The 17,871-nt window shown below is 66.7% G+C and carries 18 protein-coding genes; 4 read left to right on the top strand and 14 right to left on the bottom strand.

All coding sequences use genetic code 11. From position 1 onward, the window contains the following. Position 1: 1 nt before the first annotated feature. Genes AC3IMC_RS06320 through AC3IMC_RS06310 form a run of 3 tightly spaced genes read right to left on the bottom strand, consistent with a single transcriptional unit; the run spans position 2 to position 3,256 of the window. The gene (locus AC3IMC_RS06320) at positions 2–1,510 is read right to left on the bottom strand and encodes a sugar ABC transporter ATP-binding protein (protein ID WP_490917546.1); all 1,509 of its coding nucleotides are present in this window, start codon (positions 1,508–1,510) and stop codon (positions 2–4) included. A 53-nt stretch (positions 1,511–1,563) separates the two neighbouring features. After that, positions 1,564–2,724 carry a substrate-binding domain-containing protein gene (locus AC3IMC_RS06315; RefSeq protein ID WP_490917545.1) on the bottom strand — a complete coding sequence of 387 codons (1,161 nt, stop codon included), beginning with the start codon at positions 2,722–2,724 and terminating at the stop codon, positions 1,564–1,566. A 49-nt stretch (positions 2,725–2,773) separates the two neighbouring features. Further along, positions 2,774–3,256, bottom strand: a complete 483-nt coding sequence (locus tag AC3IMC_RS06310) for a hypothetical protein (RefSeq protein ID WP_490917544.1) — start codon at positions 3,254–3,256, stop codon at positions 2,774–2,776. Between the two features lie 212 nt (positions 3,257–3,468). On the opposite strand from AC3IMC_RS06310, the gene AC3IMC_RS06305 reads away from it, so the two are divergent. Then, positions 3,469–4,527, top strand: a complete 1,059-nt coding sequence (locus AC3IMC_RS06305) for a LacI family DNA-binding transcriptional regulator (RefSeq protein WP_490917543.1) — start codon at positions 3,469–3,471, stop codon at positions 4,525–4,527. Between the two features lie 81 nt (positions 4,528–4,608). Here AC3IMC_RS06305 and AC3IMC_RS06300 read toward each other — a convergent pair whose 3' ends face one another. Further along, positions 4,609–5,397 carry an IclR family transcriptional regulator gene (locus tag AC3IMC_RS06300; RefSeq protein ID WP_490917542.1) on the bottom strand — a complete coding sequence of 263 codons (789 nt, stop codon included), beginning with the start codon at positions 5,395–5,397 and terminating at the stop codon, positions 4,609–4,611. Positions 5,398–5,571: 174 nt separating this feature from the next. Between AC3IMC_RS06300 and AC3IMC_RS06295 the strand changes: the two genes are divergently transcribed. Together AC3IMC_RS06295 and AC3IMC_RS06290 are read left to right on the top strand one after the other, a co-directional pair. Then, positions 5,572–6,390 (top strand): maleate cis-trans isomerase family protein, encoded by an 819-nt coding sequence (locus AC3IMC_RS06295; protein ID WP_490917541.1) that lies wholly within the window; start codon positions 5,572–5,574, stop codon positions 6,388–6,390. Between the two features lie 12 nt (positions 6,391–6,402). Then, positions 6,403–7,785, top strand: a complete 1,383-nt coding sequence (locus tag AC3IMC_RS06290) for an SLC13 family permease (protein ID WP_490917540.1) — start codon at positions 6,403–6,405, stop codon at positions 7,783–7,785. A gap of 83 nt (positions 7,786–7,868) precedes the next feature. On the opposite strand, the gene AC3IMC_RS06285 is transcribed toward AC3IMC_RS06290, so the two are convergent. Then, complete coding sequence (locus AC3IMC_RS06285; protein WP_490917539.1) at positions 7,869–8,489, bottom strand: flavin reductase family protein; 621 nt, start codon at positions 8,487–8,489, stop codon at positions 7,869–7,871. Positions 8,490–8,532: 43 nt separating this feature from the next. Between AC3IMC_RS06285 and AC3IMC_RS06280 the strand changes: the two genes are divergently transcribed. Further along, the gene (locus tag AC3IMC_RS06280) at positions 8,533–9,279 is read left to right on the top strand and encodes a haloacid dehalogenase type II (protein ID WP_490917538.1); all 747 of its coding nucleotides are present in this window, start codon (positions 8,533–8,535) and stop codon (positions 9,277–9,279) included. 46 nt (positions 9,280–9,325) lie between these two features. Here the strand turns inward: AC3IMC_RS06280 and AC3IMC_RS06275 are convergent, their stop codons facing one another. The 9 genes from AC3IMC_RS06275 to AC3IMC_RS06235 all read right to left on the bottom strand — a co-directional run bounded on the left by AC3IMC_RS06275 (position 9,326) and on the right by AC3IMC_RS06235 (position 17,868). Then, a complete protein-coding gene (locus AC3IMC_RS06275; RefSeq protein ID WP_490917537.1) occupies positions 9,326–10,168 on the bottom strand; it encodes an esterase/lipase family protein in 843 nt (280 codons plus the stop codon). A 353-nt stretch (positions 10,169–10,521) separates the two neighbouring features. Then, complete coding sequence (locus AC3IMC_RS06270) at positions 10,522–11,196, bottom strand: SDR family NAD(P)-dependent oxidoreductase (RefSeq protein WP_490917536.1); 675 nt, start codon at positions 11,194–11,196, stop codon at positions 10,522–10,524. Next, entirely contained in the window at positions 11,193–12,434 is a 1,242-nt protein-coding gene (locus AC3IMC_RS06265; RefSeq protein WP_490917535.1) for a sialidase family protein, read from the bottom strand. Before AC3IMC_RS06265 ends, AC3IMC_RS06270 begins: the two co-directional genes overlap by 4 nt. A 2-nt stretch (positions 12,435–12,436) precedes the next feature. Beyond that, positions 12,437–13,231, bottom strand: coding sequence for an HpcH/HpaI aldolase family protein (locus AC3IMC_RS06260; RefSeq protein ID WP_490917534.1), 795 nt, complete (start codon positions 13,229–13,231; stop codon positions 12,437–12,439). Between the two features lie 35 nt (positions 13,232–13,266). Next, positions 13,267–14,256, bottom strand: coding sequence for an aldo/keto reductase (locus tag AC3IMC_RS06255; RefSeq protein ID WP_490917533.1), 990 nt, complete (start codon positions 14,254–14,256; stop codon positions 13,267–13,269). 34 nt (positions 14,257–14,290) lie between these two features. Next, positions 14,291–15,118 carry an ATP-binding cassette domain-containing protein gene (locus AC3IMC_RS06250; RefSeq protein WP_490917532.1) on the bottom strand — a complete coding sequence of 276 codons (828 nt, stop codon included), beginning with the start codon at positions 15,116–15,118 and terminating at the stop codon, positions 14,291–14,293. Continuing rightward, on the bottom strand, positions 15,115–16,008 hold the full coding sequence (locus tag AC3IMC_RS06245; protein ID WP_490917531.1) for an ABC transporter ATP-binding protein: 894 nt from the start codon (positions 16,006–16,008) through the stop codon (positions 15,115–15,117). Before AC3IMC_RS06245 ends, AC3IMC_RS06250 begins: the two co-directional genes overlap by 4 nt. 1 nt (position 16,009) lies before the next feature. Then, positions 16,010–16,936, bottom strand: coding sequence for an ABC transporter permease (locus AC3IMC_RS06240; protein ID WP_490917530.1), 927 nt, complete (start codon positions 16,934–16,936; stop codon positions 16,010–16,012). Beyond that, a complete protein-coding gene (locus AC3IMC_RS06235) occupies positions 16,933–17,868 on the bottom strand; it encodes an ABC transporter permease (protein ID WP_490917529.1) in 936 nt (311 codons plus the stop codon). Before AC3IMC_RS06235 ends, AC3IMC_RS06240 begins: the two co-directional genes overlap by 4 nt. Between the last annotated feature and the right edge of the window lie 3 nt (positions 17,869–17,871).

Below are 17,871 nucleotides of genomic sequence, written 5' to 3'. Positions count from 1 at the left end.
TTCAGACTCCCTGGACTGCAAGTTGGAGATATTCCTCATCAGCGATCTCGCTGCGGGGAATGTCGCGGATGATGGAGCCGTCCTTGAGGACGAGGACGCGGTCGCTGACCGCGAGTAGTTCGGGGTACTCGGAGGAGATGACGATGACTGCTTTGCCGGCACTTGCCAGATCACGGATCATGTCCAGGATTTCGCTTTTGGTGCCGACGTCCACGCCGGCCGTTGGCTCGTCCAGGATCAGGATGTCCGGGTCGGTGCCCAGCCACTTGGCGATGACCACCTTCTGCTGGTTGCCGCCTGAGAGGAGCCGCACCGGCCGGTGCGGGTGGGCGACCTTCACGGCGAACTTCCGGATCAAAGAAGAGGACAACTCCTTGCCTTTGGCTCCGTCCAGGAGTGGTCCCCGCTGGATCTGGCCGAGCAGTGGCAGCAGAAGGTTGTCCTGGACGGAGTGCTCAAGGACGAGGCCTTGGGCCCTGCGGTCCTCCGGAATAAGGGCCACGCCGGCATCGATGGCCTGCTGTGGCGAGGCTAGGTTGACTTTCTTGCCCCGCAAGAGGACTTCCCCGCTGTCCACTTTGTCGATGCCGAAGAGGGCCCGGGCCAGCTCGGTGCGTCCGCTTCCCATCAGCCCCGCCAGGCCGAGGATTTCGCCGGGCCGCAGCGTGAAGGAAACGTCCCGCACCCGGTTCCCGGCACTAAGCCCGCGGACTTCCAGCAGGGGCGCGCCGTCGTGGGCCACATGGTCCCGCGCACGGTAGGACAGCTGGCCCTCGATCTTCTTGCCGACGATGCCTTCAACGATCTGCTCGGGAGTGACGTCCGTCAGTGGCGCGGTGAGGAGGTGGCGGCCGTCGCGGAGGATGGTGATACGGTCCGCGAGCCTGTACACCTCGTCCATCCGGTGGGAGATGTAGATGATCGAGATGCCGCGCTGCTTGAGGCGGTCGATCAGTTCGAACAGTGCCTCTGACTCGTGCCGCGCCAGGCTGGCCGTGGGTTCGTCCATGATCAGGACCTGGGCGTTCTGGGCCAGGGCCTTGGCAATCTCGGTCAGCTGCCAGTAGGCGGTGCCGAGCCGTGAGACCTGGGCGCGGGGGTCGACGTCGACCTCCATCTCGGAGAAGACTTCCCTGGCCCGCTTCACCGCCTCACGGTCGTCGATGAGCCGTCCCGCCCCCAGCGGTTCCGCCGCAAGGAAGATGTTCTGTGCAACGGTCAGGCTCGGCACCAGGCTGAATTCCTGGAAGACCATTCCAATCCCGGCTGCCTTCGCGTCCTGGATCGAGTTGATGGCGGCCGGCTTGCCTCCAATGCGGATCTCGCCGGCATCTGCCTGGTAGACGCCCTGGAGGATCTTCATGAGCGTGGACTTCCCGGCCCCGTTGCCGCCCGCGAGCGCGTGGACCTCGCCTTTGCGGACGTCGAAGGCGACGTCCTTCAGCACGGAAACGCCGTTGAAGCCCTTGGAGATCGAGCGCATCTCGACAACGTTGTCTGAGGTGTTCATTGTTGCCCTTTCGGAGCGGCGCGGGGGTGGGACCCCCGCGCCGTCGGGTCTGGCTACTTCTTGTAGGAGTCCTGGATGTCCTTGGGGGCGTCCTCGTGGTAGACCTGCTTCCAGGCTTCCAGGACGTTGGAGTGGTCAACCGGGAGGGCACTCAGGGCCACGTAGGCGGGGGCCTGCTTGCCGATAAGCGCGCCGGCAGCGAGCCGTGCCTCTGTAACACCCTGGTCGAACGGAACCTGCGCTCCGAGGCCGACGACGAGTTCGTCCTTGGCCAAGGCGATGGCGACATTCTTGCCGAGGTCCTCCGTGGCGATTTTCAGATCGGGGCGGCCGGCGGCACGGGCCGCAGCCATGACACCCTCTGCGGGAACGTCCCACACCGCCCAGATGCCGGACAGATCGGCGTACTTGCTCAGCATGGCGTTCGCAGCAGCCTGGGCGTCTCCCGCGAAGTCCGGACCGGCAATGCCCTTTTCCTCGACGATTTGGATGTCCGGGTATTCCTTCTTAATCGTTTCCTTGAAACCGTCGTAGCGCTGCTTGGTCACGAAGAAGTCAGCCTGGTGGAAGACAATCCCGATCTTCCCCTTGCCACCGAGCGCTTTGGCCATCTGGTGGGCAGAGACCACGCCGTTGCCATAGTTGTCAGCGGAAACAACAGAGACGTAGTCTTTGCCGGCGGTAAGCCCCTGGGGGATGTTGTCCATGAAGACGAGCTTCGTGCCGGCGTCCGCCGCTTTCTTGTACGCGGAGGCGGTGGCCACAGGATCCGTGGGGATGGAGACGATGATGTCCGGATCCTGCGTCATGACGGTCTCGATGTCCGAGACCTGCTTGTCCGGCTTGAAGTTCGCGTCGGTTGTGGCGATGACCTTGATGCCCAGCTTCTCAAGTTCGCTCTTCAGACCATTTACCTGGGCCGTGGCCCAGTCGTTGCCGCCATAGTGCATCACGATTGCCGCTTTGGCGTTGAGTCCCTTGACCTTCTGGATCTCGTCGGGGGTCAGATCAGCGACGGAAGCTGGTGAGGGCGACTCGCCGTTGGGGCCCTTGCTCAGGACCTGCCCCTTGATCTTGTCCAGGGCCTGCTGGGCCTTTTCGGAAACGCCGGCGTCGGGGGCGTTTGACGAGGCCGTAGTTGAACTGCTGCAGGACGCGACGGAAAGTGACAAGGCTGCGGCCAGGGCCACGATGGGAAGCCTGCGGATCATCATTGTTCTCCAGTGCTTTTGGGTGGATGGATGGGGTGGAGCGTGGGGTGTTTCAGGCGAGCGCTACTGCCAGGGCAGGGGGAACCGGTGAGAGGACGAGTCCGCCGGCGGCCGAGGCTGTGCGTAGAGCGGCGGCTTTGTCTGAAGCTTTCAGGAGCGCCTCTGCATGCACTTTGTCGACGAAAAGGCCCAGGGAACAGGGCCCTTGGTGGGCTTGGAGCCACCGCACCGCTTCGCCCGCGGCTTTGGCCATGTCCCCGCCCGTTTGGGTTGCCGGGCCGTCAAGGGTGGACACGGACGCGGGTGCGCCGGAGGTGTCCACGGAAACAACCAGGCTGGCCCAGAGGAGGTTGCCATCGAAGATTCCCACGACTGCCGAGGAGCCGGCAGAAACGAAGGTGCGGACAGCGGCTGCGAGTTCGTTGGGCGCGGTATCCCTCAGGAGCTCTTCCAGATGTGACCACTGGGCCTCGTCGACATTTCGAAGCCCCGCGCTGGGATCGAGCGCGAGTGCGTGGACGATGCTGTCAGCCATCCCGCTCCTTTCCTCGTTGAATGGATTAACCTCCGTAAGCGTTTACGACCGTATCGTGAACGTTTACGGAGATCATCGTAAACGTTTACGGACGCGGGTGTCAAACATCACACGGCCGGATGGTTCGGGCTCTTCGGGTCGTCCGCCGACGTAAGATTGAAAACGCACGGAACCCATTGGTTCGGTCCGGGAGGTGCAAGACAGGAGAGAACGTGGCAGGCACGGCGGTTCCCCGCGAGGCGAACGAGAAGCTACGGGATGCCCCGGTGCGCCGGAAGCCCACTATCAATGATGTGGCCCAGGTGGCCGGGGTCTCTTTCGGAACAGTCTCGCGGGTACTCAATGACGCACCGGACGTGAGCGCAGCCACGCGCCAGCGGGTTTTGCAGGTCATCAAGGACATCGGGTACCGCCGGAACCGGGCAGCCACCGCGCTGGTCACCAGCCGGTCAACCTCCATCGGCATCCTCTCCGACGGCTCCCCGCGGTTCGGCCCGGTGGGGACACTCATGGCCCTCGAGAACGTCGCCCGCAAGAAGGGCTACGCCACCACCGTCATCAGTGTCGAGAAACCCGACGAAGAGTCCGTGCAGGCAGCCTTGGACACCTTGGACGATACCGGCGTGGGGGGAATCATTGTCATTGCCCCTCTCGTGGAGATGGCAGCGGCCGTCTGGAATGCGTCTTTCCGCGTGCCGGTGGAGATGATCGCGGCCGGAGCATCATCCACCCCGAACGTCTTCACATACTCCGAAAACCAGGAACTCGGGGCACGGCTGGCCACCCAGCACCTCATCGACCTGGGCCACACGGACATCGCCCACCTCGCCGGCTCCATGGACTGGTTCGACGGACGGGTGCGCAAGCGCGGCTGGGAGGCCACGCTCCGCGACGCCGGGCTCAAGCCCGGCCTGTGCCTTGAGGGTGACTGGAGCCCCCGGTGGGCCTACGAGACCGGCCTCCGGCTCGTCCGGGAGAACAAGATCCCCCAGGCCATCTTCGCCGCCAGCGACCACACGGCCCTGGGGGTCATACGCGCCTTCGCCGAAAACGGCATTCGCGTCCCGGACGATGTCAGCATCGTGGGCTTCGACGACATCGAAGGGTCGGACTACTTCCTGCCGCCCCTGACCACCGTGCGCCAGGACTTTAACGCCCTGGCGCTGATGAGCATGGAAGTGCTTCTCGGTGCGATGGAAGGACGGGACGTGGACCGCACGCCCATCCCGCCGACCCTCGTTGTGCGCAACAGCGCCACCCGCGCCAGCTGAGCACAGCTAGCGCCCATGGCAGCAGCTGCCGCATCTGCCCGACTGCTGCTATGCGTGTGCCGGCTGTAGATCCAGCCCCCGTCACAGACCGGCGGCTTGGCTGCTGTCGTACCCCAGTGCACGGCTGGCCTCCAGCCCCGCCCGGGCTACCACCGGCCCCAGCCGCTCAACATCTGCCGGCCCGATCCGCTGGGTAGGGAACCCCAGGCCAATGGCGCATGCAAGCCGTCCCGCGTGGTCGAAGACCGGCGCGCTGATGGAGCCCACGTCCTGGTTGCGCTCCCCGAAGGCTGCGAAATACCCCTGTTCGCGGGCAACGGCAGCCTGCTCCCGCAGCGTCTCCAGGGACACCGGCGTATCGGGCGTGAAGCCCTCGAGCCCCTGCTCGTCCAAGGCATCCCAAGCGCCCGGGTCGAAGGCCAGGAATACCTTGCCGGGGGCGCCGGCGTGCAGCGGCATGACCATGCCCACCATGAACGGCCGCATCACCACATGCCGCGTCTCGGCCACCGCAACGATGGTCCGGAACGCCCCGTCGCGCACATACAGGCAGGCAGTTTCACCAGTTTCGTCCCGCAACTGCTGCAGGACCGGCTTCACCAACCGGACCACGTCCAGTCCGAACGTCCCCGGGGTAGCCCATCGGACCAGCCCGATCCCGATCCGGTACCGGTCGCCGTCGCGGTCCAGGAATCCTTCACGGAGCATGTTCTGAACCAGCCTCTGGCAGGTGCTGGACGGCAGGCCTGTCTTGCGGATGATCTGCTGCAGCGTCGGCTCGGGCTCCTCCACGGAGAAACAGTCCAGGATCTCCGCCACCTTGTGCAGGACCAACAGGGGGGAAGCCCCAGCTCCCGGTTCCTTCGCCACTGTCCAAACGCCCCTTTACTCTTTTTCGCCAGCCTCCAGCTTAGTGACGCCACAGGCGCTGCCCGAACGTGATGCATTTGACATCCTACTCCAGTGACCCACATCATGGGACGCGAACCCACTTTATGGGTTTACTCGCACCCCACCCCCCCATCACAACGACGTGGAGAATCCATGAGCACCCCCGCAGCAACCTGTGAAACCGCCCCCGAGCCCAAGCGCCCCGGGATGAGCCGCGTGGGACTGATCGTCCCCAGCTCCAACACCACCATGGAGACCGAACTACCGGAACTGTTCCGGCGCCAGGCCGAGGCAACCGGCCACAAGTACACCTTCCACTCCGCCCGCGCCGGCATGAAGAAGGTCACCAAGGAAGAACTGCTGGCCATGGTGGGCAAGGCAGCCCAGTGCGCCGAAGCAGTGTCCGACGCCGACGTGGACGTCATTGCCTACGCCTGCCTCGTTGCCGTCATGGCCCAGGGCCCGGAAGCCCACGAGGGCTCCGAAAAGGTCATTGCGGACGCCGCTGCCGGCAACGGACACCCGGCCCCGGTCACCAGCAGCGCCGGCGCCCTGGTCCGCACCCTCCACGAAATCGGCGCCCGCAAGGTGGCCATGATCACCCCCTACATGAGGTCGCTGACCAAGATGGTGGTGGACTACATCGAAGGATCGGGCATCACGGTGCTGGATGCCATCAGCCTCGAAGTAGCGGACAACCTCGAAGTCGGCTGCCTTGACCCGCAGAACCTGCCCGCGCTGGCCCGCAGCCTGCGGCGCGAAGGCGCTGACGCCGTCGTGCTGTCCGCCTGTGTCCAGATGCCGTCACTCGCCGCCGTCCAGGCAGTGGAGGACGAACTGGGCCTCCCGGTCATCACGGCTGCCACGGCCACCACCTACGAGATCCTCAAGGCCCTGGGCCACAAACCCGCCATTACCGGCGCGGGCAGCCTGCTGTCCGGCGCCGGCGTCCTGGCCGCGGCGAACGCGTAGGCGGCGGGCACCATGTCGCTTTCACTCATCGCGTTCCTGGTGCTGGTGGCGGCCTTCGCCGTCGGCTCCTTCACCAAGATCAACGCCGGACTGCTGGCCACGGTCGCCGCGTTCGGCGTGGGCACCCTCCTGGCCGGGATGTCCATCAAGGATGTCATCGGGCAGTTCCCGGCCGGACTGTTCTTCATCCTGGTGGGCGCCACCCTGCTCTTCGCCATTGTGCGGATCAACGGCACCATCGACCTGCTGGCGTACTGGGCTGAACGGCTCGCCGGCGACCGGAAGATCCTGGTCCCCATCCTGATGTTCCTGCTGACGGCGGCCCTGGCCTCCGCCGGTGCCTTCACCCCCGCCGCCATCGCCATCGTCGCCCCGGTGGGCCTGGCGCTGGGCACCCGGTTCGGCATCAGCACCCTGGCCATGGGCCTGGTCATCGTCCAGGGCGCCAATGCCGGCGCCTTCTCCCCCGTCAACCCCTTCGGCGTCCTCGGCAACAAGATGCTGGACGGCGCCGGCGCCGCGGACGATTCGTTCAAGCTCTACGCGTACTGCTTCATCTTCAACGCCATACTCGCCGCGATCGCCTATGTCCTGGTGCAGGCCATCATGAAGCGCCGGGAAGCCAAGGCGGACGCAGGTCACGCGGACGCCGGCAATGCCATTAAGAACGACGGCGACGCTGCCGCACCCGAAGGGGGCCGCGTTTCAGGTTCCGGCGGCACCGGAACGGCCGTACTCACCGCACCGGCACCGACTTCCGTGACCGCCCGGACCAGGACCCGCCCGGAGAAGGTGGCCGCAACCCCCATGCGTATCCTCACGCTGGTGGGCATCGCCTCCCTGCTGGTGCTCACCACCGTCCTGGGACTGGATGTGGGAGTCGCCTCGCTGGTCATCGCCGCGGTCCTGATCGTCCTGGACTCCAACGTGCAGAAGCCGGCGGTGGACAGCATGCCGTGGTCGGCCATCATCCTGGTCACTGGCATCGTCACCTACGTGGGCATGCTGGAGAAAATGGGTGCGCTGAAGGAACTCCAGGAAGGCATCGAGGGCCTGGGCAACAGCTCCCTCGCCGCCCTGATCGCCAGCTACGTGGTGGCCATCGTTTCGGCCTTCGCCTCCACGACCGGAACCCTGGGCGTCATCAGCCCCGTGGTCGTGCCGATCGCCATGGACCCCCTGCTCACGCCTGTGGGTGTGGTGACGGCCATCGCCATCAGCTCCTCAGTGGTTGACGTCAGCCCCATGTCCACCAGCGGCGCCCTGCTGATGGCCAGCGCCCAGCCCAAGGACGAGCGGATGTTCTTCCGTGCACTGCTGCTGTGGGCCATCGCGATGATCGGCGTGGTGCCGCTTCTGGTCTGGTTCCTGTTCGTCCAGCTCGGCCTCGGCTAAGCGGCCCCGCTGCAGGGAAGGGACGTCCATGCCGGGCGTCCCTTCCCTATTCTCGTTCCCACGCAGTTCGGGTTTGCCAGCCCCTACGCCTTCGGCCGGAAATCGCCCGGCCAGTCCTTGAGCCGTATCCGGCCGAGGTCCTGGATTTCGCCGAGAGTGCCCCACTCGTCCAGGCCGAGACGGGCCAGCGGCTCCAGCAGGTCGATCCGCGGATGGCTGCCATCCAGCACGGCATCGCTCACGGCGGCATGCGTCACTTCGCCGAAAACAAGCGTGGAGTCCCCTATCGGCAGCACGGAATGGAGGCGGCATTCGAGCACTGCCGGTGATTCCTTGACGCGGGGCGCGGCCACGGTGAGGCTCGGTTCCCGGGTCAGGCCGGCGGCGTCGAACTCGCTGACATGAGGCGGGAAATTGGTTCCGGTGGCATTGACCTCCTCCAAAAGTGCAGCCGGGGCAAGGTTGACCACGAATTCTCCGGACGCGGTGATGTTGCGCAGCGAATCCTTCTCGCCCACTGAGGTGAACTGCACGATGGGCGGATTGGTAGAAGCCACGGTGAAGAAAGAGTGGGGGGCCACATTGTCAGCACCCTCCGGGGAAACGCTCGACACCCATGCGATGGGCCGGGGCACCACTACCGCAGTGAGCAGCCGGTAGAAATCGCGGGCGGACGTCGCCGTGGGACTGAAATCGGTTCGCATGCTGCCAGACTAACGGTCAGGGCAGCCAGGAAGGAGACAGCTCATGGAATTCCAGCCGTACCGTTCACCATCAACCGGAGGGCCGGTGCGGGCCGTCCTCTTCGACACCTTCGGGACGGTGGTGGACTGGCGCACCGGCGTGGCAAGGGAAGTGGCAGCTTTCGCCACGGAACACGGGCAGGACCTTGACGCGGAGGCCTTCGCCGACCACTGGCGGGCCCTCTACCAGCCGGCCATGGACGCCATCCGCTCCGGACACCGCAGCTTCACGAAGCTGGACACCCTCCACCGCGAAAACCTGGATCAGGCGCTCCGCCACTGCGGCGTGAATCCGGACGGGCTGCCACGGCAGAGGCTGGAGGAGCTGAACAAATCCTGGCACCGGCTGCCGCCCTGGCCGGACAGTGTGGAGGGCCTGGCCAGGATCCGCCGCCGGTACATCGTGGGGCCGCTGTCCAATGGCAACACCTCGCTGCTGCTGGACATGGCAAAGAACGCTGGCCTGCCGTGGGATGTGATCATCGGTTCGGACATGACGGGCACGTACAAGCCCTTGCCCCAGGCCTATCTCCGCACGGCGGAGTTCCTGGACCTCGAGCCCGGCGAAGTGATGCTCGCGGCGGCCCACAACAATGACCTGCAGGCGGCCAGGGAGTCCGGGCTGGCCACGGCGTTCGTGGCCCGCCCCACCGAATACGGCCCCGACCAGGTGGCGGACCTGGCCCCGGAAGGCGACTGGGACCTCGTGGCGTCAAGCATCACTGAACTGGCGGACCAGCTCGGAGCCTGACCCGCAGGTCGCGAGCCGAAGCCGGTCCGCCGGTCTGATTGATGAGCTAGAGGCAGACGGGCTGGTAGGCAGGGTCTGCGGGACCCGATGGCTGGGCCAGGGCGTTGCCGACGAACTGGTGCACCACGGGATCGTTCGGTGTCTGGTCGTGCTCGAAGACGTCGGCCGGGCACTTGTCCTGGATGGTGATGTTGGTGACCTGCCGCGCGGAGCCGTTGAGGAACTGGCTGTTGTACGGGATGACCACCTCGTCATACTTGGTGGAGATGACGGTGTAGGACGGGCCGGCGACCGTGTCGCCGATGGAGTTGAGCTCCTGCATGAAGGCCGAGCCGGCCTGCTGGTCCGCGCAGGCGGCACAGCCCGCGGCAGTGTAGTCGGGCGTGGGCACCAGGTCTGGTGGCGGGAGGATCAGCCCTTCGGTTCCGTGGTTGGAAGGCGCGATGCCGACGAGGTGGTGGACATTTTTCGCGCCGCCCAGGAAGCCCATGTAGTACCGGGGCATCATGCCGCCCTGGCTGTGGCCCACCAGGTCCACCTGCCGGGAGCCCGTGGCGGAGCGGACGGCATCAACGAATGGAGCGAGCTCCTTGGCGGACTCTGCCACCGGAGCCGTGGCATAGACGCCGTTGGTCTGGCCATAGTTGAGGGCGAAGACGCAGTACCCCTGGCTCTTGAGATATGGCGAGAGGGTGGACCAGTTCTTCTCCATGCTCTCGAACGTTCCCGGAACCAGGACCACCGGATACGGGTGTGCAGCTGATGGTTTGCAGGACCAGTCGTTGGCCCCCGGCGGGGAGATATCGACGGCTTGGGCGGGAACTGCAACCAGGGAGGAAGCAAGGACCGCAGCAGCGGCAACGGACAGGGCGCGGCTAAGGAATGACATGGAAACCTCTTTGTTCGTCTGTCTGGGGACGGCCGGAGTTGATGGTCTTGGGGGGTGTCCATCAGTTCCGGCCGCGGGTTTCCATGCTGGCAAAGTTGCCGTGCCTCCGCAGCGGATCTGAACAAACGTGCGGCCAATTTCAAGGCCCGGATCTGGTCATCGTCCTGCCGCTGTGACCAAGGGACATAGCGCGTTGTTACTGGCGAGTAGCCATTTTGGGCCTGTGGACTGCATGGGAGCACGCGCAGGGGCTCCTGCACAAACGTGCAACTTCGCTGAAGACGCCGGAACGGTGCCAGATCGCCGGTCCGTTCCGGCGTCCCGGCAGCGTTCCGGCGATTCGAGTGCTGGTGTCAGAGGGAGGCACCGCCGCAGATCACATAGTTCTGGCCGGTGATCGACTTGCCGTGCGGGCCCAGGAGGAACGCGGCCAGGGCGGCCACGTCCTCCGGGTCCACCAGCGCACCGAGGGCCGGCAGCTTCACAGGGGTGGCGGCGCGGCCGGGGTCGTTCAGCATCGGAGTGTCGGTGGGTCCCGGGGAGAGGACGTTCACCGTGATCCCGCGCGGCGCCAGCTCCTGCGCCCACGTCCGGCCGAGCCCCATCAGCGCAGCCTTGGTGGCGGCATAGTGGCTCTTTCCCGGCATCCCTGTAGAGGTGCGGCTGCCCAGCAGGACGATCCGGCCGCCGTCGGGCATGGACGGCACCAAGGCATTCGCCAGCACCGACGCCGCTGCCACGTGGACGGTGAACATCCCCGCCAGGGCCGCCGGGTCCAGGGAACCCAAGTGCGCCGTCCGCTGGAACCCCGCGGCGTGCACCAAGGCATCCGCCGGCTCCAGCGAAGAGACCGCGGAAGCCAGGGACTCGGGCTCGGACAGGTCAGCCTGCAGCCACTCGAACTTCCCGTCCAGGGCGGACTCGGTCCGGCTCAGCCCCGTCACTTTCCAGCCGTCGGCCAGCAGTTTCGCAGCGATGGCCTTGCCGATGCCCGAGCTGGTGCCCGTGACCACCGCGTGCCTGGTCACGAATCCCCGCCCGGAGTGGTGGTGCCCTCGTACGCCCACTGCGGGTCCACCCGGACGAACTTGATGGCCTGCCGGAAGTACGTGTACGCGATGTTCAGCGCACCGTCCGGGCCCTGGTGGATGGACGGGTAGGAGTACTCGCGGTTCAGCCCGTCACGGGAGTTGTTGGACAGGCAGTACCCGTCCCCCACGTCCAGGTTCCGGCGGATGGGCCAGGTGCGGCCGGAGTCCTCGGAGATGGCCAGGGTCATCGGCGAGCGCGGCGTCCCCCAGAAGGCGCGCTTGATGCCGTCGTCCTCGACGAATGCCGAGGCATCCGGTTCGGCGACCTGCCCCTGTTCCTCGGCCAGGCCGTCGTCGTCAATTTCGTCATACAGTGAGAGGCGCCGCTCCGTAGAAGCCTCAGCCCGGCTGTGGTTGTACACCAGGGCCAGGCGGCCGTCGGCGAGCGCGGTGAACTGGATGGAGGAGTTGTTGTTGGGCAGCTCGGTGGGGACGGGCTCGCTCCACGTGGTGCCATCGTCGGTGGAGCGGGATTCGTAGATGGAGTCGGCCCAGCGGCTGCGGAACAGGGCCAGCAGCGAGCCGTCGGCCACGGGCTGGATGTTCATGTGGACGCAGCCCAGGCTGCCGGGCAGGACGTGCTCGGTCCAGGTGGCGCCGGCGTCGTCGGAGATCATCACCGCGCTGTCGTCGCTGTTGCCCACCCACTTCTCCCCCGGCGTGGTGATGCAGCGGAAGATCGGGATGATCAGGCGGCCGGACGGCAGCACCACGGGCAGCTGGCGGACGAACACGCCCCCGGTTTCGTTGGCCGGGAACAGGGTCTCCACCTCGCCCCACGTGCGTCCGCTGTCCAGGGAGATACGACGGCGGACCTCGGCCGTGTCCTGGTTGCCCGCCTTCTGCGCGGTGTAGAGCAGCCAGAGCGCGCCGTCCGTGTTGGTGAAGAGGATGGGGTTCTGCTCGGAGCGGGTGGAGTCTTCCGACAGCTGCTGCGGCTCGGACCACTGGCTGCTGCCCGGTTCCAGGGTGGAGAACCAGATGGAGATGTCCGGCACGCCTTCCTGGGTGCCGCCGAACCAGACGCAGCCCAGCCGGCCGTCCGGGAGGGTCAGCAGGTTGGCCGCGTGGCTCTGCACCGTGGGCGCGGGCAGGTAGGCGAAGTCGGCGCCGTCGGCTGTTTTAACAACGCCGTCCGGGGTGATGGTGCTGTACTCGTCGGTGGTGGTGGTCATGGTTACTGGCCTTCCTTGGTTCCGGCGGTGGAGCGGGCGGCGTCGAGGTGGGACTTGGCGATCTGTTCCAGGTGCGTCAGGTCCGAGGCGATGGTGGCGAAGCTGTAGCCCTGCGCCAGGCGCTGGTTGGCCACGGTGCCGGCGGGAGTGTGGATGCCTGCGGCAATCCCGGCGGACGCTGCGGCCTCGGCGATGGTCTCCAGCGCGGCATTGAATTCGGTGTCGACGGCGGGATCCCCGGGGAAGGCCCCGCCCACCGCGATGCAGAGGTCGGAGGGGCCCACGTAGATGCCGTCCAGGCCGGGGGTGGCGCAGATTTCCTTGACGTTGGCCAGGCCCTCGGGGGTCTCGATCATGGCGAACACCAGGGTGGTGGCGTTGGCGTCAGCGGGCTTCGGCCCGATCCGCAGGGCGGAGCGCATGGGGCCGTAGGAGCGGCCGCCCAGCGGCGGGTACTTGGCGGCGGCCACGGCGGCGGCGGCGTCGGCGGCGTTGTTGACGAGCGGGACGATGACCCCCACGGCGCCGGCGTCGAGCGCCTTGCCGATCGCGGTGAAGTCGTTGGCCTCCACCCGGACCATGCCGACGGCGGTGTGCCCGGCGTCGATGGCCATCAGCCCGTTGAGCACGCCCGAGTAGCCCAGCATGCCGTGCTGCGCGTCCAGGGCAACGTAGTCGTAGCCCAGCCGGCCGACGCGTTCGGTGGCCACGGGCGCGTCCAGCACGGCCCAGTAGCCCACCGCCTGCTCACGGGCGCGGATCTTGCGGGCGAATTCGAGGGCCAGTTGGGAGGTCATCACAGTCCTTCAGGTGTCGGTTCAGTCAGAGAAAATCAGCGGTTGTAGGCGGGCATCGGGCCGCGGAGCGAGGTGCCCACGGCGTCGCAGGCTTCCACGACGTCGGCCGGCAGCGGTCCGTTGGCCACGGCGGCGATGTTGGCGCGCAGCTGCTCCACCTTGGATCCGCCCAGCAGCATCGAGCCCACACCCGGCCGGTAGGCAAGCCAGCGCAGCGACAGTTCCGCCAGGGAAACACCAGCGTCGGAGGCGATGCGGGACAGTTCGCCGATCGCGTCGAACAGCTGCTTGTCCCAGTACCGCTGCGTGTACATGGCGGCGAGCTTGGAGTCGCCGTAGCGGCCCTCGGTGGGTTTGGCCTCGAAGCTGTGCTTGCCGGTGAGCAGGCCGCCGCCCAGCGGGTTGTAGACCATGGTGTGCACGTTGTGGGTGGCGGCGAACTCGAGGTATTCCTCCTCCAGCCGGCGGGCCACCAGGTTGTAGAGCTGCTGCGCGACGACGGGCCGCGGCGCCCCCACTTCACGCGCCGTGTGGATGACATCGGCGATCTGCCAGGCCGCGAAGTTGGATACGCCCAGCGCGCCGATCTTCCCCTCCGCAACCAGCTCGGCAACCGTCGAAAGAGTCGAGGCAAGGGGTGTGGCCCGGTCCGGCTGGTGCAGGTAGAACAGGTCGATGCTGTCCACGCCCAGCCGGCGCAGGCTGCCTTCCACGCTGGCCCGCAGCCCCTCCGGCGAGAGGGGCGCATTGGAGCCGTGGTCCGCGTGTGGCATGCCGGCCTTGGAAGCCAGGATGACGCCGTCGCGCTTTCCCTTCAAAAGGCGGGAGAGCATCTCCTCGGTGACCCCGCCGACGTAGGCGTTGGCGGTGTCGATGGTGGTGATGCCGGCGTCGAGCGCCTCCTCCACCATCCGGCCTGCGGTGGCTTCGTCGGCGGTGTCGCCGAAGGTCATGGTTCCCAGGACCAGCCGGGAGATGGGGAGTTTCAGGCCGTCCACCTGGGCGCCTTCGGGCTGCGTGCTCATGTGTAGATTCCTCGTGGTTGCGTTCTTGAAAAAGTTAGGAGTTGGCCAGGGCCAGCGAGCGGACGATGTGCCGCGGCTTCAGCCCGGTCATGGTGGAGGGGTCCAGTGCCGCGCGGCGGAGCTTGCGGGTGTAGTCCTCCTTGGGGGCGGTCAGGACGGACTCCGTGGTGCCAAGTTCCACCAGCTTGCCGCGCTGCATCACCATGACGGTATCGCTGATCTCCTGCACCACGCCCAGGTTGTGCGAGATGAACACGTAGGTGATGCCGGTTTCGTCCTGAATGGACTTCAGCAGCCGCAGCACCTGGGCCTGGACGGAGACGTCCAGGGCGCTGGTGGCCTCGTCGCAGACCAGCAGTTCAGGCTTGGAGGCGAGCGCCCGGGCGATGCCGATGCGCTGCCGCTGGCCGCCGGAGAATTCGGAGGGCCGCTTCTCCAGGGACCGGACGGGCAGGCCCACCTGGTCGATCAGCTTCGCCGCCGCCGCATGCCGTTCGGCCTTGGAGCGGACGCCCTGCAGCTTCAGCGGCTCGGCGACGATTTCCTGCGCGGTCATGTGCGGGTCCAACGAGCCGTAGGGGTCCTGGAACACCATCTGGAACTTGGAGCGCAGCGGCCGCAGCTTGGCTTCGCTCATGGCGGCGATGTCCGTCCCGTCCAGGGTGATGGAGCCGCTGGTGGGTGTGACTAGCCGCATCAGCGCCTTGGCCACGGTGGACTTGCCGCAGCCGGATTCGCCCACGACGGCGATCGTCTTGCCTTTGTCCACGGAGAACGAGACGTCGTCCACGGCCCTGAAGGTGCCGCCGGGCACGTGGTAGTCCACCACCAGGTTGTCGACGGCGAGGAACGGCTTCGTCATGGCTTTGCTCCGGTCTGGGTGAGGGCTGGGTCAGAAGGGGCTGGGTCAGAGATGGTTGAGGAAGCGGGCGTTTCGTCCCACGCCCCCAGCACCGGTACGGCGGCCAGCAGGGACCGGGTGTATTCGGTGGCGGGGTGGTCCACGATCTGCTGGACCTCGCCGGACTCCACGAAGGAGCCGTCCTTCATCACGTGGATGCGGTCCGAGATGAGCCGGGCCACGCCGAGGTCGTGGGTGATCATCAGGATGCCGATGCCGCGCTGTTCCTGCAGTTCCAGCAGCAGGTCCAGGATGCCGGCCTGCACGGTGACGTCCAGGGCCGACGTCGGCTCGTCCGCCACCAGCAGCTGCGGCTCGGACGCCAGCGCGATAGCGATCAGCACGCGCTGCAGCATGCCGCCGGAGAGCTGGTGCGGGTACTTCTTCAGCTGCTTCTCCGGCGTCGGAATGTGCACCTGCTCCAGCAGCCGCACGGCCCGGGCCTGCAGCGCGTCCTTGTCCTTGGCGGAGGCGGCGCCGGCGATCCGGATCGCCTCGAACAGCTGGCTGCCGATCGAGTGGACCGGGCTCAGCGCTGTCATCGGATCCTGCGGGATCAGGGCGAGGGTCCTGCCGCGCACCTTGTCGATGGCCTTGGGGTCGGCGGAGATGTCGACGCCGTCAATCACCACGGTGCCGGACAGGACCGCCAGGTCCTCGGGCAGCAGGCGGAGGATGCCCATCGCCGTCGTCGACTTCCCGGAACCGGACTCGCCGATGATGGTGACGGTCTCGCCGCGGTGGATGCTGAAGCTGACGGCGTCCACGGCCCGGATGATGGCGGTGTCCGTGATGAGCTCCACCTGGAAGTCGCGGACCTCCAGCAGCGGCTGTTCCTTGTACGTAGCCATGTCAGGCACCCTTCTTCTTGCGGCGGGGACGGTCGCGCAGGCCATCGCCCAGCAGGTTGACGCCCACCACCATGAGCACGATCACCAGGCCGGGCAGGGTGACCATCCACCAGGAAGTGGTGATGTAGTCCTGGCCGTCCGAGATGATCCGGCCCCAGGTGGCGAAGGGCCGCTGCGGGCCGGCACCCAGGAAGGACAGCGCGGATTCGAGCAGCACGGCCTGGGCCAGCAGCAGCAGGACCACCAGGGTTGCCTGCTTGATGACGTTGGGGATGATGTGCTGGACCAGGATTTGGATGCGGTGCAGGCCCAGGATCCGGGCGGCGGAGACGTACGGCTTTTCGCGTTCCACCAGCACCATGGAGCGGGTGAGGCGGGCAACTTCGGGCCATTGGGCGATGGCGATCACGAACGTGATGACCGGGATGGAGGGGCCGAACAGGGCCACCACCAGCAGCAGCATCATGAGCAGCGGCAGGGACATCTGGGCTTCGAGGAGCCGGGAGACGATGGTGTCCACCCAGCCGCCGAAGTAGCCTGCGGCCGCGCCGAGGATCACGCCGATGGCGCCGGAGACCAGCACCGCCAGGACGCCGATGGTCAGCGAGACCTGGCCGCCGTGCAGCACGCGGGAGAGCAGGTCGCGGCCCAGCTGGTCGGTGCCGAACAGGTGCCCGTCCGTCAGCGGCGGCAGGCGCCGGGCGGCGAGGTCCTGGAAGTTGGCGTCGGGCAGCGGGAGCACGTTGGCCAGGATGATCGGGATGATCACCAGCAGGGTGCAGACGGTGCCCACAATGAGCTTCCACTGGGCGGATTTACGACGCCGGGTGGCGCCTGCCCGGGCGATGTCCGCCTTGGTGACGGCGGAGGGGCTGGGCTGCCGGGCCGGGGTGCCGGCAGCGGCGGGGGTTGCGGTGTCGAGGCTCATGCTGTGGCCGCCTTTCCAAGACGAACGCGGGGATCAAGGAGCGGGTAGGCGAGGTCGATGAGCAGCTGGACAGCCACCGCCAGGAGCGCGGTGATGAGGACCGTTACCTGGATGAGGGGGTAGTCGCGGGTTTCGAGGGCCCGCACAATGAGGGAGCCGACCCCGGGCCAGGCGAACACCACCTCCACCACCACCACGCCGTTGAGCATCGCGGCGAACCGGGTGCCCAGGGCGGTGAAGACAGGGATGGCGGAGTTGCCCATGGCGTAGCGCCAGGTCAGTGCGGAGTTCTTCACGCCGCGGGAGCGGGCCACCGTGAGGTACGGGGCGGCCAGGTTGTTGGTCATTTCGCGCCGGACCATGCGGGAGATCAGGGCGATCTGCAGGATGGCGATGGTGACGGTGGGCAGGACCAGCCCGCCCCAAGTGGCGAAGCCGGAGGCCGGGAAGATGGGAATCAGCACGGCGAAGCCGGTGAGCAGCATGATGCCGGTCCAGAAGTCGGGCATGGACTGCCCGGCGATGGTGAGCACGTTGACGCCGAACTCGCGGCCGGTGTCCGGGCGGCGGGACATCCACACGCCCAGCGGGATGGCGACGACGGCGGTCAGCAGGATTGCCGACGTCGCCAGGGTCAGGGTGTAGGGCAGCCGTTCGAAGACCACCTGCATGGCGGGGGCCTGGAAGGAGTAGGACTGGCCCAGGTTGCCGGTGAACAGCTGCTGCAGGAAGATCCAGTACTGCTCCAGCAGGGGCTTGTCCAGGCCGAACTGCTCGCGCACCTTGGCGAGCTGTTCGCTGGTGGCCAGCGGCCCGGCGTAGGAGACGGCGGGGTCGCCGGGGGCCATGCGAATCAGGATGAACACGGTGGACACCGTGAGGAACACGGTGAGCAGGCCCTGTCCCAGGCGTTTGAGGATGTAGTTCGTCATGGC

The organism is Arthrobacter sp. E70 (assembly GCF_058266945.1).
This window is presented reverse-complemented; position numbering and strand designations above follow the sequence as displayed.

Excerpts from the sequence above, each read along its gene's own strand:
- AC3IMC_RS06320 (WP_490917546.1), bottom strand. The coding sequence starts at position 1,510 with ATGAACACCTCAGACAACGTTGTCGAGATGCGCTCGATCTCCAAGGGC.
- AC3IMC_RS06315 (WP_490917545.1), bottom strand. The coding sequence starts at position 2,724 with ATGATGATCCGCAGGCTTCCCATCGTGGCCCTGGCCGCAGCCTTGTCA.
- AC3IMC_RS06310 (WP_490917544.1), bottom strand. The coding sequence starts at position 3,256 with ATGGCTGACAGCATCGTCCACGCACTCGCGCTCGATCCCAGCGCGGGG.
- AC3IMC_RS06295 (WP_490917541.1), top strand. The coding sequence starts at position 5,572 with ATGAGCACCCCCGCAGCAACCTGTGAAACCGCCCCCGAGCCCAAGCGC.
- AC3IMC_RS06290 (WP_490917540.1), top strand. The coding sequence starts at position 6,403 with ATGTCGCTTTCACTCATCGCGTTCCTGGTGCTGGTGGCGGCCTTCGCC.
- AC3IMC_RS06285 (WP_490917539.1), bottom strand. The coding sequence starts at position 8,489 with ATGCGAACCGATTTCAGTCCCACGGCGACGTCCGCCCGCGATTTCTAC.
- AC3IMC_RS06280 (WP_490917538.1), top strand. The coding sequence starts at position 8,533 with ATGGAATTCCAGCCGTACCGTTCACCATCAACCGGAGGGCCGGTGCGG.
- AC3IMC_RS06275 (WP_490917537.1), bottom strand. The coding sequence starts at position 10,168 with ATGTCATTCCTTAGCCGCGCCCTGTCCGTTGCCGCTGCTGCGGTCCTT.
- AC3IMC_RS06265 (WP_490917535.1), bottom strand. The coding sequence starts at position 12,434 with ATGACCACCACCACCGACGAGTACAGCACCATCACCCCGGACGGCGTT.
- AC3IMC_RS06260 (WP_490917534.1), bottom strand. The coding sequence starts at position 13,231 with ATGACCTCCCAACTGGCCCTCGAATTCGCCCGCAAGATCCGCGCCCGT.
- AC3IMC_RS06255 (WP_490917533.1), bottom strand. The coding sequence starts at position 14,256 with ATGAGCACGCAGCCCGAAGGCGCCCAGGTGGACGGCCTGAAACTCCCC.
- AC3IMC_RS06250 (WP_490917532.1), bottom strand. The coding sequence starts at position 15,118 with ATGACGAAGCCGTTCCTCGCCGTCGACAACCTGGTGGTGGACTACCAC.
- AC3IMC_RS06245 (WP_490917531.1), bottom strand. The coding sequence starts at position 16,008 with ATGGCTACGTACAAGGAACAGCCGCTGCTGGAGGTCCGCGACTTCCAG.
- AC3IMC_RS06240 (WP_490917530.1), bottom strand. The coding sequence starts at position 16,936 with ATGAGCCTCGACACCGCAACCCCCGCCGCTGCCGGCACCCCGGCCCGG.
- AC3IMC_RS06235 (WP_490917529.1), bottom strand. The coding sequence starts at position 17,868 with ATGACGAACTACATCCTCAAACGCCTGGGACAGGGCCTGCTCACCGTG.